Source organism: Paenibacillus tyrphae (assembly GCF_024158745.1).
GTDB lineage: Bacteria > Bacillota > Bacilli > Paenibacillales > NBRC-103111 > Paenibacillus_G > Paenibacillus_G tyrfis_A.
Window position 1 is genome coordinate 57,447 of the sequence record NZ_JAMZAW010000021.1, and the last position, 16,514, is coordinate 73,960.

Genomic DNA, 16,514 nt, shown 5'->3' on the forward strand with positions numbered 1-16,514 from the left:
TATGTACAGCCCCGAATGAAGCGAACGGATTGCTTCGTTTTCCGCTTACGTGCTTCGATTTTTCGCTATGAGGAGAGATTTGTTTGGAAACTGCACGAGTGTATCGAACAAAGCACAAGGCCAGGTTTGTTACCGCTTCCGCTTTGTTTGACGGTCATGACGTCTCGATTAACGTGATGCGCCGGATATTGCAGGCCAGCGGAGCGGAGGTCATTCATCTGGGCCACAACCGGTCCGTGGGCGAGGTTGTGCAAGCGGCGATCCAGGAGGACGTGCAGGGCATTGCCATTTCCTCCTACCAAGGCGGGCATGTCGAATATTTTCAATATGTGATCGATCTGTTGGAGGAGAGGGGCGCAAGCCACATCCGCGTATACGGAGGCGGGGGCGGCGTCATCATTCCTTCGGAAATGAAGCGGCTGCACGACTATGGCGTCGCCCGTATTTTTTCGCCGGAGGACGGAAGAAAGCTTGGGCTGCAAGGCATGATCAATGTGATGCTGGAGGAATGCGATTTTTCGACGGTTGCGGGCTACGTGCCCGATCTTGAGAGTCTGAAGCAGGGGAATCACCGCGCTATCGCCCAAAGCATCACGGCCGCCGAGAGCTTGAGCGGCGATTCCGTTCCTTCCAGCCCAGAGCTGCATGCTGCGTTCGAGCAGATGAAGGAATGGCCGTCCGACGCTCCCGTCGTCGGCATTACCGGTACGGGCGGCGCGGGAAAAAGCTCGCTTACGGACGAATTGGTCCGCCGTTTCCTGCGGCATTATCCCGACAAGAGCGTCGCCATCCTGTCCATCGATCCGACCAAGCAGCGGACGGGCGGCGCTTTGCTGGGAGACCGCATCCGCATGAATGCGGTGCATTCGGACCGCGTCTATATGCGGAGTCTGGCGACGCGCAATTCGGGCAAGGAGCTGTCGCAGGCGATCCGCGAAGCGTTGGCGGTGGTCAAGGCGGCGGGCTTCGATTGGATTCTGGTGGAAACGAGCGGGATCGGGCAGGGGGACCACCAGATTACGGAAATCTCCGATATGACGCTGTATGTCATGACCAGCGAGTTCGGCGCGCCTTCGCAGCTGGAGAAAATCGAGATGCTCGATTACGCCGATCTGATCGCGATCAACAAGTTTGAACGAAGAGGCTCGGAGGACGCGCTGCGCGAGGTGAAAAAGCAGGTGCAGCGAAGCCGCGGATGGTTCGAGCAGCCTTACGAAGCGATGCCGGTGTACGGGACGATCGCGAGCCAGTTTAACGATGCCGGAGTCAACAGGCTGTTTACCGCGCTCATCTCCGAGATGAACCGCAAATGCGGCGGCGACTGGCCGGTTCCGGATTTCTCAACGGAGAAAAGCTTCAAGAAGCAGGTTATCATTCCCGGCGACCGGATCCGCTACTTGGGAGAGATTGTGCAGGCCGTCCGCAACTACAGAGCTTTCGTCGACAAGGAAGCGGAATTTGCGCGCGCCTGCTACCAAATCGAAGGAACGATGCAAGCGCTGAAGCGGGAGCACGCGCCGGAGGGCAGCATAACCATGCTGCAGGAGCTGAAAGAGAAATACGAGCAGCGCCTGCATCCGGGATCCCGGACTCTCTTGGCCCGCTGGCCGGAGCTGCGCAGCCGCTATGCGGGCGCGCAACTGGTCACCAAGGTCCGGGACAAAGAGATCGTCACCGAGCTCGCGACCACAAGCTTGTCCGGGTTGAAAATTCCCAAGGTATCCCTGCCCGGCTTTCACGACTGGGGCGATCTGGTGAGCTGGCTGTACCGCGAGAATGTCCCGGGGACGTTCCCTTACACGGCGGGCGTGTTTCCTTTTAAACGGACAGAGGAGGACCCGAAGCGTCAATTCGCGGGCGAGGGAACCCCGGAGCGGACGAACCTGCGCTTTCATTACTTGTCGAAGAACGATCCGGCCAAACGGCTCAGCACCGCTTTCGACTCGGTCACGCTGTACGGCGAGGACCCGGACTACCGGCCGGATATCTATGGCAAGATCGGGGAGAGCGGCGTCAGCATCTGCACCTTGGACGATATGAGGAAGCTGTACGCCGGCTTCGATTTGTGTCATCCGCTGACCTCGGTTTCGATGACAATCAATGGCCCGGCAGCCATCATTCTGGCGATGTTCATGAATACGGCGATCGACGGCCGGGTGGACCAATTCCGCCAGGAGCAAGGGAGGGAGCCGTCCGGAGAGGAGCGGCATCAGCTCGCCAAGGAAGCGCTGAAGCAGGTTCGCGGAACCGTGCAGGCGGATATTTTGAAGGAGGACCAGGGGCAAAATACGTGCATCTTTTCCACCGAATTCGCGCTGCGGATGATGGGCGATATCCAGCAATATTTTATCGATCACGAAGTGCGGAACTACTACTCCGTGTCGATCTCCGGCTACCATATTGCGGAGGCCGGGGCGAACCCGATCTCACAGCTCGCCTTCACCTTGGCGAACGGCTTTACGTATGTCGAATACTACTTGTCCCGGGGCATGCACATCGACGATTTTGCGCCGAACCTATCGTTCTTTTTCAGCAACGGCCTCGATCCCGAATATACCGTGATCGGCCGGGTGGCGCGACGAATCTGGGCCACGGTGATGCGAGAGAAATACAAGGCGAACGAGCGCAGCCAGAAGCTGAAGTACCATGTCCAAACATCGGGCCGGTCGCTCCATGCGCAGGAAATCGATTTTAACGATATCCGTACGACCTTGCAGGCGCTGCTCGCGATCATGGACAACTGCAATTCGCTGCACACGAACTCCTACGACGAGGCGATCACGACACCGACGGAGGAATCGGTGCGCCGGGCCATGGCCATTCAATTGATCATCACGAAAGAACTCGGACTCGCCAAAAGCGAAAATATGCTCCAGGGCTCTTTCGTGATCGAAGAGCTGACGGATCTGGTGGAGGAAGCCGTCTTGCTTGAGCTGGAGCGAATCAGCGACCGGGGCGGCGTGCTCGGGGCGATGGAATCGCAGTACCAGCGCGGGAAAATCCAGGATGAGTCGCTCCTGTACGAAACGAAAAAGCACAACGGCGAGCTTCCGATCATCGGCGTGAACACCTTCCGGAACCCGAACCCGCCGGTAGACGATCTGCCGATTCCGATGGCCCGCGCCACCACCGAGGAGAAGGAGCAGCAGATCGCCAATCTGCGCGCGTTTCAAGCGAAGCATCAAGCCGAGGCTCCGGCCGCCTTGGCGAGGCTTCAGCAGGTAGCTTTGGACGGGGGCAACATTTTTGCCGAGCTGATGGAAACCGTCAAGGCCGCGAGCTTGGGGCAAATTACGCATGCGCTTTATCAAGTGGGCGGGCAGTACCGCCGAAATATGTGATCGCTGCGGTGGGGCGGCAGGGACCGTGACCCGCAAGGCGAAGCGAAGCCATACGTTCAATCAAGGAGCGATACCTATGACAATCGATTCGGTTGGGCAGCATCGGCGGCTCGGACTGACGGATGAGGATGTGCTCGAGATGTACGTCTACATGCTGCGGGCGAGGAAGGCGGACGAACGCATTTATTTGATGCAGCGCGCGGGCAAGCTTGCCTTTCACATCTCCGGCATCGGCCAGGAGGTGACGCAGGTGGCGGCTGCCTTTGCGCTCAGGAAGCGCCACGATTACTTCCTGCCCTATTACCGGGACTATGCCTTCGTCTTGTCGGTCGGTATGACTCTGAAGGAGCTCATGCTCGGAGCGCTTCTCAAGGCGGAGGACCCGGGCGGCGGAGGACGGCAGATGAACGGGCATTTCGGGGGCAAAAAGCATCATATCGTGACGATGTCGAGTCCGGTGTCCACCCAGATTCCGCATGCGGTCGGCATCGCCATGGCCGCCCAAATGCGGGGGGAGGACCGCGTCGCGTTCGTGACCTTCGGCGAAGGCTCAAGCAATCAGGGCGATGTGCACGAAGCATTCAATTTTGCCGGGTTGTTCCGGGCGCCGGTCATTTTCATGTGCGAAAACAATCAATACGCCATCTCCATCCCGGCTCACAAGCAGGTGGCCGGACGGATCGTCGACCGTGCCGCAGGCTACGATTTTCCCGGAATCCGCGTCGACGGCAACGATGCGCTCGAGGTGTACCGCGTGGTCAAAGAAGCAAGGGAACGCGCCATCCACGGGGAAGGGCCGACGTTGATCGAAGCGATCCTGTACCGTATATCTCCTCACTCCACGTCCGATGACGACATGCTGTACCGGACGAAGGAAGAGGTCGAATTTCATAAGCAGCAGGACGGTATTCTTCGTTTTCGCCGTTATTTGTTCGACTGCGGCCTGCTGGACGAGGAGAAAGACCGCGTCATTCACGACACCGTCAAGAAGGAAGTGAACGAGGCGGCAAAATATGCGGAGCAAGCGCCTTACCCTGAGCCGGAAGATACGCTCCTGCACGTCTATGCGGAACGACAAGGAGGATAGTTGGATCGATGGCCATGATCACTTATTTGGAAGCTATCCGCTCGGCGATGTCGGAGGAAATGCAGCGGGATGAGCAGGTCTACGTGCTCGGGGAAGATGTCGGCAAAGGCGGCGTCCTGAACGCAACCAAGGGCCTTCGCGACCGGTTCGGAGAGCATCGGGTGCTCGATACGCCTTTGGCCGAATCGGCGATTGTCGGTGTCGGCATCGGCTCGGCTATGGCCGGCATGAGGCCGATTGCGGAGATGCAATTCGCCGATTTTATTTTTCCTGCGACGAACCAGATCATCAGCGAGGCGGCCAAAATCCGTTACCGCTCGAATAACGACTGGAGCTGTCCGATCGTCATCCGCGCTCCCTACGGCGCTACGGGAGGCGGAGGCTTGTATCATTCGCAGTGTCCCGAATCCGTCTTCTTCGGCACACCCGGGCTCAAGCTGGTCGCGCCTTCGACGGCCTACGACGCCAAAGGCTTGCTGAAAGCGGCCGTACGGGACGAGGATCCGGTTCTTTATTTCGAGCACAAGAAATGTTACCTGTCCGTTTCCGACGAGGTGCCCGAGGAAGATTATATCGTGCCGATCGGGAAAGCCGACGTGAAGCGGGAAGGAAGCCATATTACGGTAATCACCTACGGCATCACGGTGCATTATGCGCTCAAAGCCGCAGCCGAGCTAGAAACGGAAGGCATCAGCACACATATTCTCGATCTGCGGACGCTGCAGCCGCTCGATAAGCCGGCCATTCTGGAAGCGGCAGCCCGGACAGGCAAGATCCTCATCGTGCATGAGGACAACAAGACCGGAGGCGTCGGGGCGGAGGTATCTGCGATTATCGCCGAAGAGATGCTGTACCGGCTGGATGCCCCCATTATGCGGTTGTGTCCTCCCGACGTTCCTGCCGTAGGGATGGCGCCGACGATGGAAAAGTTTTATCTGCTCAATCCGGATAAGGTCAAGGAAGGGATGCGCCGGCTGGCGGAAATGTAAAACCTGCCGTTTTCAGGAAATGGGGAAGCCCGGAAATGCCGGGGAAGGTTGGTTGGTGGGCTTTGCGATCCATGCGGCCGGCGCTTTCCCTTGAAAAGCTTGAGGAGGGATCCCATGGCGACCAAGGAGAAGGGAGGAACCGTGATTTCGGTTCCTCATTTGGCGGAAAGTCTTGTTTCGGCGACGATCGGCAAATGGTTGAAACGCCCGGGAGATTACGTCAATGAATATGACCTGTTGTGCGAACTGATGACCAATAAGGTGAACGTGGAGATGCCTTCCCCGGTGGAGGGAGAATTGGTCGACATTCTGGTGGAGGAAGGACAAGAGGCCGATGTCGGCGCCCCTATCTGCATCATTCGGGAGCCGAACTGCCCCGCGGTTGACGAAGAACGAACGGCAACCGCCGAGGCCATCGCGCCTTCCGCGCAACCCTCCGCCAATGATACGTTTCGGACGGAAGCCGGTCCCGGACCCGTGGAGCAGAAAATGCGATATTCCCCGGTCGTTCTGCACTTGGCAGGCGAGCACCAGATCGATTTGCGTCAGGTCAAAGGAACGGGCATGAACGGCAGAATTACGAGAATCGACGTGTTGAATTATTTGGAAGAGCGTCGTAAGGCTGAAGGGCAAAGCAGACAGGAAGGCGAGATAAGGCAAAGTACCCCCGCTGAGGCCGAAAAAGCTTCTCCTCCGGAGGTTGCCGATGCGTCCGTACAGCCCGTTGCTTCCGGGAGCAGCCTGCCGACGCCGCAGCCCGCTGCGAGCGACGAAGTGCTCCTTTTGACACCGATTCGGCGTACGATTGCCGCGCGCATGCAGCAGAGCGTGTCGGAAATTCCGCATGCCTGGATGATGATCGAAGCGGATGTCAGCGGTCTTGTTTCCTTGAGGCACAAGTGGAAGGAGGAGTTTTGGCGCAAAGAGGGCGTGAAATTGACTTACTTTCCTTTTGTCCTGAAGGCGGTAGTGGCCGCCATAAAACAAGTTCCAATGATGAATTCGGTCTGGACGGAGGACAAAATCATCGTCAAGAAAGATATTCATCTTTCCGTCGCCGTAGGCTCCGAGGATTCCGTCGTCACGCCGGTGATCAAGCACGCGGACCGCAAAAGCGTTGCCGGCTTGGCGCTGGAGTTGGACGATTTGGTCACACGGTCGAGAAAGGGAAGGCTTACGCTATCCAATGTGGAGGGCGGCACCTTTACGGTCAATAATACGGGGGCCTTCGGCACGGTTCTGACGTGTCCGATCATCAACTATCCGCAGGCGGCTCTATTGACGTTCGAATCGATTGTCCGCCGGCCTGTCGTCGTGGACGAGATGATCGCGGTAAGATCCGTGGCAAACCTCTGTTTATCGCTCGACCATCGTATCCTGGACGGCATGATATGCGGCAAATTTATGCAGCAGGTCAAGCAGAATCTGGAAAGCTATGATTTGGACAGCCCGATGTATTGAATGGCATAAATAATATATAATGGAAATATATTGATACTGGAAAAGAAGAGTTGGAGGTGGGGAGCATGGCGATGCAGACGGTTATGGTCATTGGCGCAGGGCAAATGGGCAGCGGCATTGCACAGGTCGCCGCAGCGGCAGGATTGAACGTTCTGCTGCACGATATTGCCGAAGCGTCCCTTCATCAGGGCATGGCCCGGCTGACGAAAAGTCTCGCCCGAAGCGTGGAGAAAGGAAAGCTTGTCAAGGAAGAGAAATCAAGCATTCTGGCGCGGATTCTCCCCTGCGCCCAGCTGGATCAGGCGGCTCAGGCCGACCTGGTCATTGAAGCGATTATTGAAAGCATGGAGCATAAAACGACGCTGTTTAAACGATTGGATGACCTTTGCCGGCCGCATACGATTCTCGCTACCAATACGTCCTCGCTCCCGATCACGGAGATCGCCGCCGTGACCGGACGGCCTTCGCAGGTGATCGGCATGCATTTCATGAATCCGGTCCCGGTGATGCCGCTGGTCGAAATCATCCGGGGCCTGGAGACCTCCGACGAGGTATTCGGGCAAATCCGAGATTTGGCCGAGCGCATGGGGAAGACGCCCGTTGAGGTGAACGATTTTCCCGGCTTCGTATCGAATCGCATCCTGATGCCGATGATCAACGAGGCGATATATACCGTCTATGAAGGCGTTGCGGCTCCGGAGGCGGTGGACAAGGTGATGAAGCTGGGAATGAACCATCCGATGGGGCCGTTGGAGCTGGCCGATTTCATCGGGCTGGACACGTGCCTGTCCATTATGGAGGTCCTTCACCAAGGCTTCGGAGACGGCAAATACCGTCCATGCCCCTTGCTGCGCAAATACGTCAAAGCCGGCCGGCTCGGCCGCAAAACGGGCAAAGGCTTTTATACCTACGATTCATCCTTGTAACGCATTCCCTAAACCGCAGCTTTCTCTTATAATAGAAGCAGATAGGATACTTGACCAAGGAGAGGAAGCAGGAGATGAAGCTGCGGTTTGAAGGGGATTTAAACGTTTTATTGCCGGGAATTCGCGAATTGTCGCAGGAGCTTCGGATTACCGAGGCGGAAGACGGTATCGTCGTCCGGGTCGAGCCGTCGTCCGGCGAGCTGGAAGTCGGCATGGAGCAGGGGAAGGCCTACATTCGCTACGGTCAAAAGCATCAGTTCTTTCGCGGGCTTGGGCTTCTCGTGCAGCACGGTCTGCATGGAGAGCCGTTTCATCTTCGGGAGAAGCAGCAGTTCGACACGATCGGGCCAATGTTCGATTTATCCCGCAATGCGGTATTGACGCTCGACAGCTTCAAATTCATGCTTCGCAAGATGGCTTTAATGGGATTAAACAGCGTCATGCTGTATTTGGAAGATACGTACGAAATTGGCGAAGAGCCTTATTTCGGTTATATGCGCGGCCGCTACACGCAGGCGGAGCTAAAAGAGATTGACGATTACGCCGACCAATTCGGTATCGAGGCGTTCCCGAGCATCCAGACCTTGGCGCATCTGGAAGAGTTCCTGAAGTGGGAGCCTGTGAAGCATTACAAGGATACGAAAGGCGCGCTTCTGGTCGGGGATGAGCGGACGGACAAGTTGGTCGAAAACATGATCGAGGCCGCCAGCGCTCCGTTCCGCAGCCGCAAAATCCACATCGGCATGGACGAGGCGGAAGAGCTCGGCCGCGGAAGATATATGGACCGCAACGGCTATACGAGCCGGTTCGAGATTATGATTGCGCATCTGGACAAAGTGCTGGACATGACGCGCCGCCGCGGTTTGAAAGCGATGATGTGGAGCGACATGTTCCTGAAGCTGGCTTCCCAGAACGGCAGCGATTACTATGACAAGGATACGCAAATTCCGGAGGAGATGGCGCGCCGCATTCCGAAAGATGTGGACATGGTGTACTGGGATTATAACCACATGGAGCAGGAGGACTACGAGAACCTCATAGGCAAGCACCGTCCGCTCGGCTGCAACCTGGTATTTGCCGGCGCCGTCTGGGTGTTTAACACGTTCGGGGTCAATTACGGCTTGTCGTTGAATGCCTCCGACGCGGCTCTGCAGGTGTGCAAAAGAGAAGGCATCCGCGAGGTCTATGCGACTATGTGGGGCGACGACGGCATGGAGAGCAATCCTTTTGCGGCGTTGCTCGGCCTGCAGCTCTATGCGGAGCATGCGTATTCGGAAACGAAGCCGGATCAGGCGAAGCTGGCGGAGCGGGTCAAGTTCTGCACCGGCATCGAGGCCGACGCCTTCCTGACGTTCAAGGATTTGGACGAGGTGCCCGGCTCCGAGCCGAACAACCGGATGCAGAGCAATCCTTCGAAGTTTTTGCTGTACCAGGACGTGCTGCTCGGGCTGTTCGACAAGCAGATCGAAGGACTGGACCTGTCCGCGCATTATACGAAGGTGGAGCAGGACATCCGCAGCCGGCGCGTCAAGGAGGCCGAGCTGGATTACTTGTTCGAGGTGCCGGAGAAGCTGTGCGGCGTGCTGAAGCGGAAGAGCGAGATCGGCATTGAGCTTAAGCAGGCGTACGATGCCAAGGATACGGGGACGCTGCGACGCATCGCGACGGAAGTGCTGCCGGGGATTGCGGAAGCGGTACGGGAGCTGCGGGCCGCTCATCGCGCCCAGTGGCTGCGGATGTTCAAGCCGTTCGGCTGGGAAGTCATCGATATCCGCTACGGCGGGGTCGTCAACCGGCTGGACACGGCTTCGTTTAGGCTGCTCGATTATGTGGAGGGTCGGATCGGGCAGATCGAAGAGCTGGAGCAGGAGCGGCTCGTATACAGCTCGTCCAACCGGTTCAACAACCGCGGCGTCGGCTGGTGCAGCTATTATTACCGGATGGCGTCGCCGAATGTCTTTTTCCACGTGATGAATCCTTTTTAAACGGAATGAAGCAAGGGAAGCGCTCGCTGCTATAGCGGGGCTTCCCTTTTTGGCTTACTGTGTTAAAGGTTACCGGCGTTAAAAGTCGCGCAGCTTATCGAACGTGTCGAACAGCTTATCCACGTCCACTTCGACGCCTGCGGCAGACAACTGCTGCCGTGCCCCGCAGAGCAGGTCCTCCAGCACCGTATAAATTTCCTCGCGCTCCACCGTTTCGATAAAGCCGCTGCTGCGGTCCATTTGGTTGAACGCTTTGGTGTAGTCGGACACTAGCTTGTCCAGCGCGGATTCCGCCTCGACTGCCGTCATGCCGCCGCCCCGGATTTGCTCTGGTAACGTCGACATGGCCGCCAGTGTCTTTTTGTACAGATTCATCGCTTTCTTGGCTTGGGTTGCCGTGATGTGCTCCCGTCCGTCCCAGTCGCGGAAAGGATTATTAAGATTTTCGGCCAGCCATTCGGGCTTGCGCGGCTTGGTGATCGACAGATCCAGACCTTTGGGAGCTTCTTTCTTATATTTGTCCTTAATCGCTTTGGCGGCGTCGGCGGGCAGGCTGGTCATCCACAGCCACGTAAGGTTCGGCAGCCGGTCCGGACCGGGAAATGCTTCGCCGGAGAAGCCAAACATATCGTAGGTGCTGAATATTCTAAGGCTCGTTAATTGTTCGAGTTGTTGAAGATTAACGACGTTGCCGGGCTTGCCCCATAGACGCAGCTCCTTCAAATGCGGGTAGCTTTGGACGATCGGTCCAAGATCCAGATCCTTCGCCTGTGTCACGTGCAGTCCGGCCAAACGTTCGAGACCGCATACCGGCGGCACGTTATCCGTAAAGGCGGCCGTTAGCCATTGTCCGCCGTCTTCGGCATGGATTTTCAGCTTGGGCGAAGGAGTTCCCGTTAACGATAGAAAGGTCAACCCTTTATTTAAAAACAGCTCCTCCAATCCATCCGCCTGAAGGATCAGGCGCTCTAGGTTGCTGCTTCGGAGGTCAATTGACGTATAGCCGTGGTTTTCCAGCTGCAGTTCGTAAATAAACGGATTGCCGTTAACATACGGCAGCAGTGAGTCGTAGGGACGGTCGGCGGCGATGCGCGTCAGGCAGGGCAGCTGTTCCAGCGTGGACAAGTCGGAGAACTCCCGGAGCGCGACGGGATTGACTGCGCTGGCCGAGCGGGCCAACTGGACGCCGCCCACGACAACCGGCGTATTGTCCTTTGCCGCTTCCTTGAACGAACGGCGCCGATTTTCGGGAATGCTCCGCCACTTCAATTGATTGATCATACTTTTGCCTGTATGCCAACCGCCGCTGTAGCTGTTTGTTTCTTCGGTGACGAGCGGAGGCCGGTTTCCCGCCAAAATGTAATGTTTGGGGACCTGCGCTGTGACATATGAATGATCAAGCGTGTTGTTCCAAAAGTAATAATCGCAGTACAGCGGCTTCATCTTGTCGAGCTCTTCTTCCGTGGGCAGCTTGTCCCCGGTCCAGTCAAGCTCCAGCACGGCGGCCAGCGGCTTAGCCTTTTCCTCGATTCGGGTAACCTGACACGCAGCATAGCGCTGCAGCTGCTCGACGTATACGCAATATATATCTCCAACGTTCGGCTTCAATCCAATCATCCTTTCCATTTGGTAAACTATAAGTTTAGACGAGAAATGTATCATTAGGGAGAGGTCCTACGGGTTTCTTCTTTTATATCGGCCATCATTCTGGAAAATTTATCGGCTTCTTCAAAGTGAGGGAAATGTGCGGACTCCTCGAACCAGACGAACTGCTTTTTCGGAGCAAGGAGCTTTTCGTAATACCGGTAAGCCACCTCCGAGGGCGTCATATAGTCGTATCTCCCCATAGCCAGATAGACCGGCACCTTTAGTTCCGGGACCGTTTCGAATAAATTCGTATTTTCCGTTTGAGGCCGGATGGCGCGAAGCGACAACGCGTTTCCCCGGGCCAACCGAATTCCGTCCAAGAGGGTATATTCCGGCGAGAACAAGATGCCTTTGATCAGATCGGCATTCGAGTCGATTTGTCGCTCGGAGCCGCCGAAGGCGGTCACCCACTTCCGCTCCAACGTCGTATCTTTGCGGGGATTCGCATAGGGAGGGGAGCCGATCGATCGCAGGGCTTGGACCGCTTCTTCGTTGCTGCGGGCCTCTGCCTCGCGAAGGGCGAATTCATAAGAAAGCCTCTCACCTTCCGGGGAATTGGCCACTTGCCCGATCCCGATGTATGCATAATAATCGTCCGGGTATTTTTGAGCCGTCCATATCCCGAGCAGGCTCCCCCACGAATGTCCGGCAAGGAAAATTTTCGGCTGGTTGAATGTTTTACGCAAATAGTTGGTTAATTCGTGAGTGTCTTGAACGAGCTTATCGACCTGCAAATCGCCCTCGGTCATTCCCCACCGATACGATTTCCCCGAGCCGCGTTGATCCCAGTTGACTACCGTAAAATGATTTTCGAGCTCCTGCTGATATTTCCGCACATATGCAATTTGCGGATAGCCCGGGCCGCCGTGCAAGAACAGCAGAATCGGATTCCGCTTATCGCGGCTGCGAACAAGGATGGATTGCTCCGTGCCCCCCAGCGTTACTTGTTCAAGGCTGGCTACGCTGTCTGGGACAACGCCGCCTTGCGGGTCACGGATCAAGGGAGTCCGTGCCGGCACTAGGGACGCGATCCCGAGCAGAGCGAGAAGGCCTAGTCCCAGTAGAAGCTTCCTACGTTTGCCAATAACTTGCAGGATGGAAATCACTTCTCTAACCTTATTTATCGATAGTATACATGCGGTCATTCAGGCGCACAAGAAAAAAACGCCAGCCTTCTGAGGCTGGCGTATCCATTGAATTTTCCGGAAAATCAGTGTCCAATAACACCTGAATGATGCAGCTGCTTGGAGTACTTGCCCAAGAAGGACGTGAGCGTCGGTTTGAATATATAACCTATGCCCAAAAAGGCGATAAAAAAGCCGACCAACGTCCAGACATCCCTCATCAGCGTCGGGTAGCTTACCCCGGCGAGCGCTTCCCGCAGCCCGCTGATCGCATAGGTAAATGGCAGCATGGAATGAATTGTTTGAAAGAAAGCCGGTGTCACCTGAATCGGGAACGTGCCTCCCGAACCGGCGAGCTGGAGCACCAGCAGGACAACGCCGATCGATTTGCCGATATTGTTAAAGAGCGTGACCAGCGTGTACACGATCATAGAAAAGACAACACAATAAAACAGCGTAAGTCCGATGAACAACCCGGGCTCTTGAATGTGGATTTTCAGCAAGAAAATATCCCCAAGCGCTACGATGAGTCCCTGCAGCACGGATAAGGTGGCAAACAATAGGTATTTGCCCAGATACTCTTCGTGCGAGGTAAAGCTGAAATCCGCCGGTTGGAACTTGACGGTGAGCAGAGACGTGAGCAGCAGCGAACCGACCCACAAGCACAGCGTCGTATAGAAAGGCGTCATGCCCGCTCCGTAGTTGGCGATCGGGAATAACGGGTGCGTGCTCATCGTTACCGGAAGTGCAAGGAAGTTACTGTCTGCGATGCCCCTGTTTTGCAGCAGCTTGATCATGTCCTTGACATCGACCGTGCTGTCGATTTTTTGGAAGACCTCCGTCAGGTCGCTCAGGCGCTGCTGAAGGTCCGGCACGCGCTCCTTGAAATTCCGGATATCGTCCACCGCCACTTTGCCTCCGGATGACATGCTCGTCATCAAATCCTTCGCGGCGGCCAAATCCTCCTGCGTGTTGCCAAGAATCACGTTTACATCGGCGAGAAGGAGCGAGCCTTTTTGCAGATAGGATTCCGTTTTCGGAAACAGGGTCTGGTCGAGCGCAAGTGACAGTTTGCCGATATCTCCCGCAATCGAGAAGTTCATTCGGGTCAAATCCGGCAGTAATTTTTCCAGGTTATGGTTGTTCGCGATGTTCTTCCGGAGATCGGCCGTCTTGCCCTTCCACTCCTCGAGCCTTTGAGCCAGGTGTTTCAAGTCCTTGCTAAGCTGGAACGATCCTTTAGCGGAGGATTTGGCCAACGAGTTGGCATTTTTAAGAATTCTGTTGATCATGTCGCTAATGATCTCGATGTTTTGGGACAGCTTGCCGTCCAAGTCTGATTTTTTATAGGCCAGCGTCGTGCTTAAATTTCTGGTAAACGAGCTGATCTCGGCAGACAGCTGCCGTATTTTTTCCAGATTGTCGCGGAGACGGGCAAACGTCCGGATGTTCAAGGCTTCATCGAGCGGAGCCAGCAGTGCATTGACGGCAGTCTGGAATTTGGTGATTTTATCCAGAAGCCGGTCGTTGATCGGCTGCAGCTTATTTAAAATATTTTCTGCCGCATTAACATCCTTGATCTTGGCTTTTAAATCTAACAGAAGCACCCGGAATTGGTTCAGTTCGATTGCAATGTCGCTCGCCATCGCGAGGGTCTCTTCGGGCACCGTTACGCCCGCTTTTTCCAATTGCTCCGAAGTATCCTTCACCCGCTCCTGCAGCTGGTCGAGATCCGTGACCGCGTTGTCGAGCTGGGTGAGCACCTCCGGCTTATACACCGTCAGCTGGTTGTTTACATCCTCGGTCGTCTCGGTTAATCGGTTGAAAATCGTCTGTAGCCGATACAGGTCCTCTTTCACATCCGGCGCGATTTCTTTTAAATCGTCGCTGGCTTTGTACATATCCTTGCTTAATCCGTCGTTCAGCTCGATGAGTTTGCCGAGCGTATCCTGAACCGCAGGGACATGATTTGCCGTCTTATCCATCTGGGTAAAACCGTTCTCTGCCCGGTTCAGCATCTCGTCCAGATTTTGATTCAGCTTCGGCATATTTTCATTTAGGGTGTAAAGCAAATTTTTGTATTTTTCGATTTGCGGGTACTGCTGATCCAGCTCGGCGCCGGCTTTATTCAGCGTTTCGAACACTTTTCCCGTCACCGTTTCGATAAAGGAGGTGCTGATCTCCCGTTGGATCGTCGAGGCGCCCGCATCCGTCATTTTCGAGGCAATGGCATTTTCTTTTTCGTTAACGTAATATTCCAGTTCGGGCTTAACCGGCTGATCGCTGAGCATCGTGCTCATTTTCAGCGAAAAATCGTCGGGAATCACAATGGTGGCGTACACTTCGCCATTTTCCGCCTTGGCTATGCCCTCGTCCTTCGTATTATAGAAGGTCCAGCCGAGCTTCTCGTTCGACTGCAGCGAGTGAATGATTTCGTCCCCGATGTTAAAGGTAACCCCTTTGAGCGTACCGCCCTTGTCGTTGTTGACGACCCCGACCTTGATGCCCTTCGTATTGGAGTAGGGGTCCCAGGAAGCATAAATATTAATCCAAGCGTATAGCGATGGCAAAAGAACTAGCCCGCAAACCACCGTCAGGGTGACCCAATTCGTAACAATACGCCGGATATCGTGAGTATATATGCGCAAAACCGTCCGTAGAGAAACTTTTCGCATTGTTATCTGTACCTTTCATTGTGCCAGGAGAACAAGCTCCCTATATTTTTACGTATAGTATAGTATAGTATTATACAACATTCCCGGTGCATTTGAAGCGATATAATTTAGGAAGAAGCAAAAACGCCAACCTCGAAAGGCTGGCGTTCCTATCCGAAGATGGCTCACATCGGTTTCAAGGCGTGAATCTCTTCTTCCGTTAATCCGGTTGCTTTAACGATCAATGGAATATCGAGGCCCATCGACAGCATATTTTTGGCGACCTCAATTTTTCCTTCCGTCTTCGCTCCTTCAATCATCGAAGCTTCATCGTGCAAATATTTTTGCTCGCCTCGTACAGCCTGCGGGCTTCGGCATCCTGACTCAGGAATTCGAGCGTCGTCATCGCCTTCTTCAATGTCGGTTCGTTCATGGCCAGCACCTCCCAGTTGGATTTATCCGCGCCTTTCAGGAACAACAGCCAGTTGACCAGGCCGCCTTCCATCGGAACGGCGCGATCGTCAAGCTTCGGCAGCTCGATAAAGTGCACCTCGAGGTCGTCGATCAGGGGAATCAGCGTATGATCCTCTCGCAGGTGAAAGACGCTGTGGTAGCGGTCGTGGGGCAGGAAACATTATACCACGCTGCGATTTCGTTAGACACAGGATTTAGGTGGACGGAAAAATCGGCCTCGCTCTTTTTGGACCTTGGCAGCATACACTACTCCCATAGGAGGTGGAGCGGATATGCCGTCCAAAACAAGCATTCGGGCAGGCTTTGTCATTTTCGACGATGCCGGCAGGGTTCTTCTGGTTCGTCATGCGGACGGAAAAAGGAAATGGGGGCTGCCGGGAGGCCGGCAAAGAGAGGGAGAGGCGGCATGGGAAACCGCCATCCGCGAGTGCCAGGAAGAAATCCAGGTGGCGATGCACCCCGCCGATTTTACGCTGTCGGGCATCTATTATTTATCCGGACGCAACGCCTACGTTTTTGACTTTAAAGTAACGGAATGGGAGGGGACGCCCGTGCCGGACGGTAAAGAAATCGCCGAAGTCGGATTTTTCTTGGTGGATAAGCTCCCTGCGCCCATCTCCAAGTTTACCGTGCAAAGGATAAGAGATGCCGCTCGCAATCAAGGGGATGTCCTCTTGCGGAAACAGCAAGCCAAGCCGGAGCCGAACACGGCCAATAGGGCCGTTTATCGATTGAACGAATCGGATGCTTAGCGAAAAGGAGCTCCGCCATGGCCTCATGAAGGAGCTCTTTTTCATGCTTTAAACCTTAGATGTGCTTCCTCCAA

10 protein-coding genes and 1 pseudogene are annotated in these 16,514 nt (G+C 55.4%); 7 read left to right on the plus strand and 4 right to left on the minus strand.

The features are described 5' to 3' along the window. Positions 1 to 83 precede the first annotated feature (83 nt). The 6 genes from icmF to NI000_RS26860 all read left to right on the plus strand — a co-directional run bounded on the left by icmF (position 84) and on the right by NI000_RS26860 (position 9,789). A complete protein-coding gene (gene icmF, locus NI000_RS26835; RefSeq protein ID WP_253414438.1) occupies positions 84 to 3,341 on the plus strand; it encodes a fused isobutyryl-CoA mutase/GTPase IcmF in 3,258 nt (1,085 codons plus the stop codon). 76 nt (positions 3,342 to 3,417) lie between these two features. Next, positions 3,418 to 4,428: a thiamine pyrophosphate-dependent dehydrogenase E1 component subunit alpha gene (locus NI000_RS26840; protein WP_253414520.1), complete on the plus strand. Its 1,011-nt coding sequence runs from the start codon at positions 3,418 to 3,420 to the stop codon at positions 4,426 to 4,428. A gap of 8 nt (positions 4,429 to 4,436) precedes the next feature. After that, entirely contained in the window at positions 4,437 to 5,417 is a 981-nt protein-coding gene (locus tag NI000_RS26845; protein ID WP_253414439.1) for an alpha-ketoacid dehydrogenase subunit beta, read from the plus strand. 114 nt (positions 5,418 to 5,531) lie between these two features. Further along, positions 5,532 to 6,878: a dihydrolipoamide acetyltransferase family protein gene (locus tag NI000_RS26850; protein WP_253414440.1), complete on the plus strand. Its 1,347-nt coding sequence runs from the start codon at positions 5,532 to 5,534 to the stop codon at positions 6,876 to 6,878. 65 nt (positions 6,879 to 6,943) lie between these two features. After that, positions 6,944 to 7,804, plus strand: a complete 861-nt coding sequence (locus tag NI000_RS26855; RefSeq protein ID WP_253414441.1) for a 3-hydroxybutyryl-CoA dehydrogenase — start codon at positions 6,944 to 6,946, stop codon at positions 7,802 to 7,804. Positions 7,805 to 7,878: 74 nt separating this feature from the next. Continuing rightward, on the plus strand, positions 7,879 to 9,789 hold the full coding sequence (locus NI000_RS26860) for a beta-N-acetylhexosaminidase (RefSeq protein ID WP_253414442.1): 1,911 nt from the start codon (positions 7,879 to 7,881) through the stop codon (positions 9,787 to 9,789). Positions 9,790 to 9,867: 78 nt separating this feature from the next. Here the strand turns inward: NI000_RS26860 and NI000_RS26865 are convergent, their stop codons facing one another. From NI000_RS26865 to NI000_RS26880, 4 genes and pseudogenes are all read right to left on the minus strand, one after another. Continuing rightward, positions 9,868 to 11,397 (minus strand): hypothetical protein, encoded by a 1,530-nt coding sequence (locus NI000_RS26865; RefSeq protein WP_301292714.1) that lies wholly within the window; start codon positions 11,395 to 11,397, stop codon positions 9,868 to 9,870. A gap of 53 nt (positions 11,398 to 11,450) precedes the next feature. Beyond that, on the minus strand, positions 11,451 to 12,437 hold the full coding sequence (locus NI000_RS26870; RefSeq protein WP_253414443.1) for an alpha/beta fold hydrolase: 987 nt from the start codon (positions 12,435 to 12,437) through the stop codon (positions 11,451 to 11,453). Between the two features lie 209 nt (positions 12,438 to 12,646). Continuing rightward, complete coding sequence (locus NI000_RS26875; protein WP_301292715.1) at positions 12,647 to 15,235, minus strand: YhgE/Pip domain-containing protein; 2,589 nt, start codon at positions 15,233 to 15,235, stop codon at positions 12,647 to 12,649. 164 nt (positions 15,236 to 15,399) lie between these two features. Beyond that, positions 15,400 to 15,845: pseudogene (locus tag NI000_RS26880) on the minus strand (Rpn family recombination-promoting nuclease/putative transposase); the annotation flags it as partial. Positions 15,846 to 15,960: 115 nt separating this feature from the next. On the opposite strand from NI000_RS26880, the gene NI000_RS26885 reads away from it, so the two are divergent. Next, positions 15,961 to 16,440 (plus strand): NUDIX domain-containing protein, encoded by a 480-nt coding sequence (locus NI000_RS26885; RefSeq protein ID WP_253414445.1) that lies wholly within the window; start codon positions 15,961 to 15,963, stop codon positions 16,438 to 16,440. Positions 16,441 to 16,514: the final 74 nt, after the last annotated feature.

Excerpts from the sequence above, each read along its gene's own strand:
- NI000_RS26840 (WP_253414520.1), top strand. The coding sequence starts at position 3,418 with ATGACAATCGATTCGGTTGGGCAGCATCGGCGGCTCGGACTGACGGAT.
- NI000_RS26845 (WP_253414439.1), top strand. The coding sequence starts at position 4,437 with ATGGCCATGATCACTTATTTGGAAGCTATCCGCTCGGCGATGTCGGAG.
- NI000_RS26850 (WP_253414440.1), top strand. The coding sequence starts at position 5,532 with ATGGCGACCAAGGAGAAGGGAGGAACCGTGATTTCGGTTCCTCATTTG.
- NI000_RS26855 (WP_253414441.1), top strand. The coding sequence starts at position 6,944 with ATGGCGATGCAGACGGTTATGGTCATTGGCGCAGGGCAAATGGGCAGC.
- NI000_RS26860 (WP_253414442.1), top strand. The coding sequence starts at position 7,879 with ATGAAGCTGCGGTTTGAAGGGGATTTAAACGTTTTATTGCCGGGAATT.
- NI000_RS26875 (WP_301292715.1), bottom strand. The coding sequence starts at position 15,235 with ATGCGAAAAGTTTCTCTACGGACGGTTTTGCGCATATATACTCACGAT.
- NI000_RS26885 (WP_253414445.1), top strand. The coding sequence starts at position 15,961 with ATGCCGTCCAAAACAAGCATTCGGGCAGGCTTTGTCATTTTCGACGAT.